Raw genomic sequence first — 6,856 nt, forward strand, 5'->3', positions numbered from 1 at the left:
TGTTTTCGGCGGTCACTTTTTATAGTGACCGCCGAAAGCATTCGTATTTTTATTTGCCATCTCCCCCAAAACTCAAAAATAAAAACGCTACCACTCAGCATTTCCTAAGCTTGTCATTATTTTTCAACGCATGCTCTTTATGTTTTGTGGAAATCGAGACTGATGCTGAATAAATTAATTCTGGTCACCTGCCTTGGCGCATTACTGGAATATTTTGATTTCACACTGGTGCTACTCTTTGCCAATGATTTAGCCCGCCTCTTTTTACCTGCCTCTGATCAAACAGGCTTTCTCTGGATTATTGCGATCCATACCGCCGGCTATTTCATCCGTCCTCTTGGCGGCATTGCCTTCAGCCATTTTGGTGACCGCATTGGGCGCAAACGCCTGTTCCGGCTCTCCATTCTCATCATGACCTTTGCGACCCTGGGCATGGGTTTATTGCCAACTTACGCGACCATTGGCTATCTGGCGACGGCTTTGCTGGTTATTCTGCGGTCATTACAGGGTATATCAGTAGGCGGCGAGTTCCCCGGTGCGGTTGTTTTCGCCTCGGAACACGTACCGGCACAAAAGAAGGGGCTGATTACGTCGACGATTGGCGCCTGCGGTTTGCTGGGCATCATGCTGGCCTCGACCATCGGCATGCTTACCCATGAAATGCTTACCGAAGAAGCCCTGTACAGCTGGGGCTGGCGAGTTCCGTTTATTGCAGGCAGTATCCTGGGGATAAGCAGCTATATCATGCGGCGCAACCTGTCCGAAACACCCTTTTTTAACCAACTGATTGCCGACCAACAGATAGCTCACATTCCCCTGCTCACGCTGCTTCAAACCCAGGGCAAGACACTGGCGATCGCCATCGGGATTAACATTGCGCCCGCGACCATGCTGTCAATATATACCTACCTGGTGCCTTACGCGACCAGGCACCTGGGTATGGATCAGGGACACGTGTATCAGACCATGACCTGCATCCTGTTCATGACGGCGCTGATGACCGTGGTATCGGGGTGGCTGGCTGATCACGGGGTCAACCGGCGCCGGGCCCTGTTGTTCAGCAATATTCTCTACCTGCTCCTCGCGTGGCCCGTTTTCCTGCTGCTGTCAGCCCATCAGCTACTGCAGCTCGGACTGCTGACATTACTGCCGACCATGCTCGTCTGCGGTAACGGACTTGTGACACTCGCCAACCTGTTCAATACGAATGTCCGTTATACCGGGCTTGCGGTATCCCTGAACATCAGCATCTGCCTGATTGCCGGAAGTACACCCTATATCCTGGAAATACTCAGTATTGACGGCAAACCCTATGGATTCCTGGTGATGATGCTGGTCTGCGCCTCGATTGGCGCCTTTGCCTCATGGCACCTGCCGGACAAACGTATCCAGGAATACCGACTAACCCGATCAGAAACATGATTAACGGCTTTCAGCGATGGGAATGCCAAAAGCCAGCCGCACGAATGGGGGTTCACAAACAGAAAACGCCGACGCCCTTGAACAGTGGGTTAATCACCGCTCAATGGCGCCGACGTATCTGGAACAATGATCGAACTCAAATGCTCAGAGGCTGGCCACCTGCAGGCCACGGGCATTCGCAACAGGAAGACTGGCGTCCAGTGTCGTCAACAAGGAACCAGTGCTGCCCGGCAGGCGACAGGTCGCCTGCGCCTCCTTTAGCGGTGCGTCCTGCCAGTTTTTTTCAAATACACGCCTGTCAGATGACCAACTGTCCGTTGTTGATTAACTGCAACAGGACATCCTGGCCATTCAACTCATTGCTATCATGCTGCTCCTGCCAGTTCGTGACATTTTCCAGCTTGATATGGAGTTTATCCCCGGCATCGTCCTGCGTTGTTTTTTCAATGGTCAGCGTGGTGTCGTTTTCATTGATTTCCGCACTGACGCCTTCTGCCAACAGGGCGGCAAGCAGTGCGTCCGTGTCGTTCAAGGCAGCATCTGGCAAATCAACAAGATCCCCAAGATCCAATATGTCCGCCGTGGAGTCGTTTGTGGTATCGCCTACCTGGAAGTCAACAATCGTATCCGTCTGGACGGTTTCTCCATCGAGCAGATCATCCATGGAAAACAGGTAGGTATCCGCATCGCGGGTTTCGCCATCGCCCGTCAGACGGTCATCCCCCGTACCGCCACGGAGGAAATCCTGACCGTCGCCGCCGGTCAGGGTATCCTCACCAGCGCCGCCGGAAAGGGAATCTATTCCCTCACCACCGATCAGAATGTCATGGCCTTCTCCGCCGCGAATCACATCATTACCGGCCAGACCATCGATATAATCGTTGGTGCTCGTTCCCTCCAGTGAACGACCGGTGTCATACACCAGGTCATCATCCCCATCCGTACCCGCCAGGAAATGCTGGATGGTATTGAGCGTCAAAGTGGCAGTGTCGCTTTGCCCGTCATCGTCGGTCAGGGTGTACTTGATTTCATGGCGCACTGCAGGGTCGGTTCCATCGATAACACCCGGCAACACTTTGGTGAACCCGATGCCGGTAAACTCGCCTCCGTTGGTTCTACTGTCAGGATCACTGCCTGCACTGATCACTAGCCGACCAATATTGGTATATTCGGCAGGGATGTTTAATGTCGGTTCAGAACCGCCTTTGTAGAGCTGCCCCATTTCCGTGCCATCGGTACGATAAAGCGTAATAAGCATGGCCTTGGTTTCTTTCGGCGTAGTCAGATCCAACGTTATATCAGTAACACCATCGGGGTAGTCGTCTGAAGAAAATGTTATGACCAGATCCTCGTGACCTTCAATGGTACTGGCCTTGGCATGCTGACTGGCCACCCCTTTAACCCCCAGCTTTCCTCCATATTTGCCAATCTCTCCATCCGGAGTGCTGAACATTACGCCAGGGACTGTATAGTTATAACTGCCCCCGACCTTGACAAAATCAACATCAACAGGCTCTGGATCAATATTGACCGGATTACTGACAGGTTGATACTTGTAATACCCGGTATCATAAATGACCAGCGTACTGTTATCAGACAGTGTATGGACGAATTCCGTGGAACCGGAACTGATTTGAAGCGAGTTCCCGTTGTATTCCGCATGGGTGACTTTGGCATTGTCAATATCACTGTCAACACCACCGCCCTGAACAGCGAACGGTGTCGCCTTACTGCTGGCAGCCAGCCCGCCATCGGTGCCGACGCCGGAAATCACGTTGCCTTCTGCGAAGGCACTGCCTGGCATGATGGTGTCTGTATCATCATTGGCCACCGGAACACCATCAACAACGCTGATGGTTGCCGTTTCCGAGCCATGATCCCCGTCATTATCAGCCACCACGAAATCAAAGCTGAACTGCTCACCTTTTTTCGAATGGTCGGCAAAGTAGGTGTACTGACCTGTCGTAAAATCAAAAATCAATGTTCCCCATTCGAAGCCGTTTGAATCGTCAAGTATGAGGACAGACCCATCCAGCACCTGATTATTTTCTGAAGAGGTAATCGTGTTGTCCGCAGGGTTGAAGGTAAACGTCACATCATTCACGGCATTCCCGACAACCAGCGAAAACGCCACCGACTTGATAAAGCCGCCATCAGCGCCAAATTCAATGGTCGTGATTCTGCCGTCCGTCATCAGGTTGCCGTCATAGCTGCCGGGAATGGTGTTGAGCAGTTCCTCCTCCAACTTCACCGGGTCTGCGACCACTATGGCATTCTGTTCCTCACCACTCCCCAGGGCGTCGGCATTGTGGATAGCATTCATATACGACAAATCATCAACGCTGGAGCCCACAGCGATTGAATAGGAAGTAATCCCTTTCTGTTGTGTATAAGTCTGCCATTGCAGGATTTGAGCGGCTGGCTCGCTACTATTGTTCTTTCCGTCAGTGGGGGCCCCGTCAGACAGGAAATAACTGATATATTCGACATTCGCCTGATTGCCATCACTGTCCATCAGTGTTTCGAATGCAGCTTCCCCGGCGTTCAGCGCCGCGGCATACTCAGTCCCGTACTCAACGCCCAGGTTGTCCAGCAAACCCCGGGCAGTGGCCAGATTATCCACGCCTTCACCGAGTACATCGGCTCCCGTGTCAAACGTAATCAGGCTGACCCGAACATCACTGGACTGTTTGTAATACTGTTCCAGTAATGACTTGATGCCGTCTACAGCCAGCGCAAGCCTTGATGTGACAGTCCCGTCAGGCAACTCTACTTTGCCGTTGTATTCCTTAAAATCCATCGTCTGTGACGTATCCAGCATGATGACAAGCCGATAGGCAGGCTCTACGTCAGCGGGAACTTCTACCTGATGTTTACTGACGACCGGCTTGTCATCCTCAACCGTCACTACCAGTTCTGCCGTGAACACAGATCCGTCATTATTGTTGAACGTATAATTGAATATGTCCTGTTGACCGTCATCATTACTGCCACTATTCGTGACGGCCGAATGCAATTCATAGACGTATTCGCCAGCGCTGTGGCCACCCGCGTCATCATCACGGGTGTACACTGTCAGCTGACCATGACCGGTATCAATAGTCATCACGCCATCATTATCAGCATCGGTGTAATCGGTGCTATTAAAAATAATCTTTGTGATGGTTGATCCGTCGTTTGCCTTATCGTCGTTGCTCAACAGGTTGCCGGTCGCCTGTAACAGTGCGGCATCCGGTGAAGAACCATTTTCCAGGCCGCTTTCGTAAACGGTTCCCGTATCATCCATAACCGGGTTTTCACCGGGTAAAGGCGACAGTGTTACTGTGCCTTGATCAAGGCCCCAAAGGCTCGCGTAGTCCTCATCATAGGCCGTGACCTGCACGGTTCTTGATTCACTGACAGACAATGCCGCCCTGTTATTGAATTGCAGTGATTCAAGTACCCGGATGTATTCATCAATGCTGACGCCGTCGGTCAGCGTCAGAGTCCAGACGCCGTTATCAACGCTTTCGCTGGCCAGCACGCTGGTACCCGTCGTGAGATAATCCAGCTGGTCGCCTGATGCGCTGTAACCGGACAGCTCAACCACGACTTTTGACAGGCTGTCACTGTCGACATCCGTGATCGTGACATCGGGCAGCAGCGCCTGGGCGCCACTGGCTTCAATGTAGTTCAGGTCATTGACCCGGGTAACCTCCGGCGCATATCCCGGCGCAACGTCAATTGTCACTGTCGCCTGCGAGGTTTCGTCGTCGTTGTCGGTGATCTTATAGATAAAGCTGTCGTTGAAGTTTTCGCTGCCGTTGTGGGTATAACTGAAAGTCCCATCCGCATTCAGGGTCAGGTCGCCATAAGACACACCCGTCACCAGGCTCACGATCACCGGCGTATCGGCCAGACCTGTGTCGTTGGCCTTTACGTTGTTTGAGCCGCCTGCCAGGCTGGTGGTCGTCTCCCCTTTGTATACTTCAATGCTGTCCTCTAACGCTGCCGGGCTTTCATCACTCACCGGCGTCACGATGATCGACACTGTCGCCTGCGAGCTCTGTCCGTCGTTGTCTTCAATCTCGTAAGTGAAACTGTCGCTGAAGTTTTCAGTGCCATTGTGGGTGTAGCTGAAGGTGCCATTTTCGTTCAAGGTCAATGAGCCATACGCCACATTCGTCACCAGGCTGACCTTAACGGGCGCATCCGCCAGACCTGTGTCGTTGGTCTTTACGTTGGTTGCGCCGCCCACCAGACTGGTGACGGTGGCGCCTTCATTCACTTCAATAGTGTCCGCTACCGCTGTCGGGGTCGTGTCGCTCACTGGCGTCACGATGATCGACACTGTTGCCTGCGAGGTCTCGCCGTCATTGTCCTTGATTTTGTAGGTAAAGCTATCGGCAAAGTTTTCACTGCCGTCATGGGTGTAACTGAAGGTGCCATCGTCGTACAACACCAATGAGCCATGCGCCACATTCGTCACCAGGCTGACCTTTACTGGCGTATCCGTCAGGCCAGTGTCGTTGGCCTTCACGCTGGTTGCGCCGCCCACCAGGCTGGTGATAGTCGCGCCTTCGTTTACCTCGATGCTGTCCGCTACCGCCGTCGGCGTGGCATCGCTCACCGGGGTCACGGAGATCGCCACTGTCGCCTGCGAGGTTTCGCCGTCGTTGTCTTCAATCTCGTAGGTGAAACTGTCGGTAAAGTTTTCACTGCCGTCGTGGGTGTAGCTGAAGGTTCCGTCTTCGTTCAACGTCAATGAGCCATAAGACACACCCGAGACCAGGCTGACCTTCACCGGCGTATCCGACAGGCCGGTATCGTTGGCCTTCACGTTGGTTGCGCCACCCACCAGGCTGGTGACGGTGGCGCCTTCGTCCACCTCAATGCTGTCCACTACCGCAGTCGGGGTCGCGTCACTCAACGGGTTCACGGTGATCGACACTATCGCCTGCGAGGTTTCGCCGTCATTGTCCTTGATTTTGTAGGTAAAACTGTCGGCAAAGTTTTCACTGCCATCATGGGTGTAACTGAAGGTGCCATTTTCGTTCAAGGTCAATGAGCCATACGCCACATTCGTCACCAGGCTGACCTTCACCGGCGCATCCGCCAGACCTGTGTCGTTGGTCTTTACGTTGGTTGCACCGCCCACCAGACTGGTGATAGTCGCGCCTTCGTTTACCACGATGCTGTCTGCTACCGCCGTCGGCGTGGCATCGCTCACCGGCGTCACGGAGATCGCCACTGTCGCCTGCGAGGTTTCGCCGTCGTTGTCCTTGATTTTGTAGGTGAAACTGTCGGCAAAGTTTTCACTGCCATCATGGGTGTAACTGAAGGTGCCATCTTCGTACAACGCCAATGAACCATGCGTCACATTGGTAACCAAGCTGACCTTCACCGGCGTATCCGCCAGGCCTGTGTCGTTGGCCTTCACGCTGGTTGCGCTACC

2 protein-coding genes are annotated in these 6,856 nt (G+C 53.2%); one reads left to right on the top strand and one right to left on the bottom strand.

The window, feature by feature from the left end:
* Positions 1 to 162 precede the first annotated feature (162 nt).
* Positions 163 to 1,422 carry an MFS transporter gene (locus tag AC27K1_RS19770; protein ID WP_487152517.1) on the top strand — a complete coding sequence of 420 codons (1,260 nt, stop codon included), beginning with the start codon at positions 163 to 165 and terminating at the stop codon, positions 1,420 to 1,422.
* Positions 1,423 to 1,720: 298 nt separating this feature from the next.
* On the opposite strand, the gene AC27K1_RS19775 is transcribed toward AC27K1_RS19770, so the two are convergent.
* Positions 1,721 to 6,841 carry an Ig-like domain-containing protein gene (locus tag AC27K1_RS19775; protein WP_487152518.1) on the bottom strand — a complete coding sequence of 1,707 codons (5,121 nt, stop codon included), beginning with the start codon at positions 6,839 to 6,841 and terminating at the stop codon, positions 1,721 to 1,723.
* Positions 6,842 to 6,856 lie beyond the last annotated feature (15 nt).

Source organism: Kistimonas ophiarachnellae (genome assembly GCF_057552235.1).

What these genes read in the sequence shown, in the direction of transcription:
- AC27K1_RS19770 (WP_487152517.1), top strand. Translation starts at nt 163, where the DNA reads ATGCTGAATAAATTAATTCTGGTCACCTGCCTTGGCGCATTACTGGAA.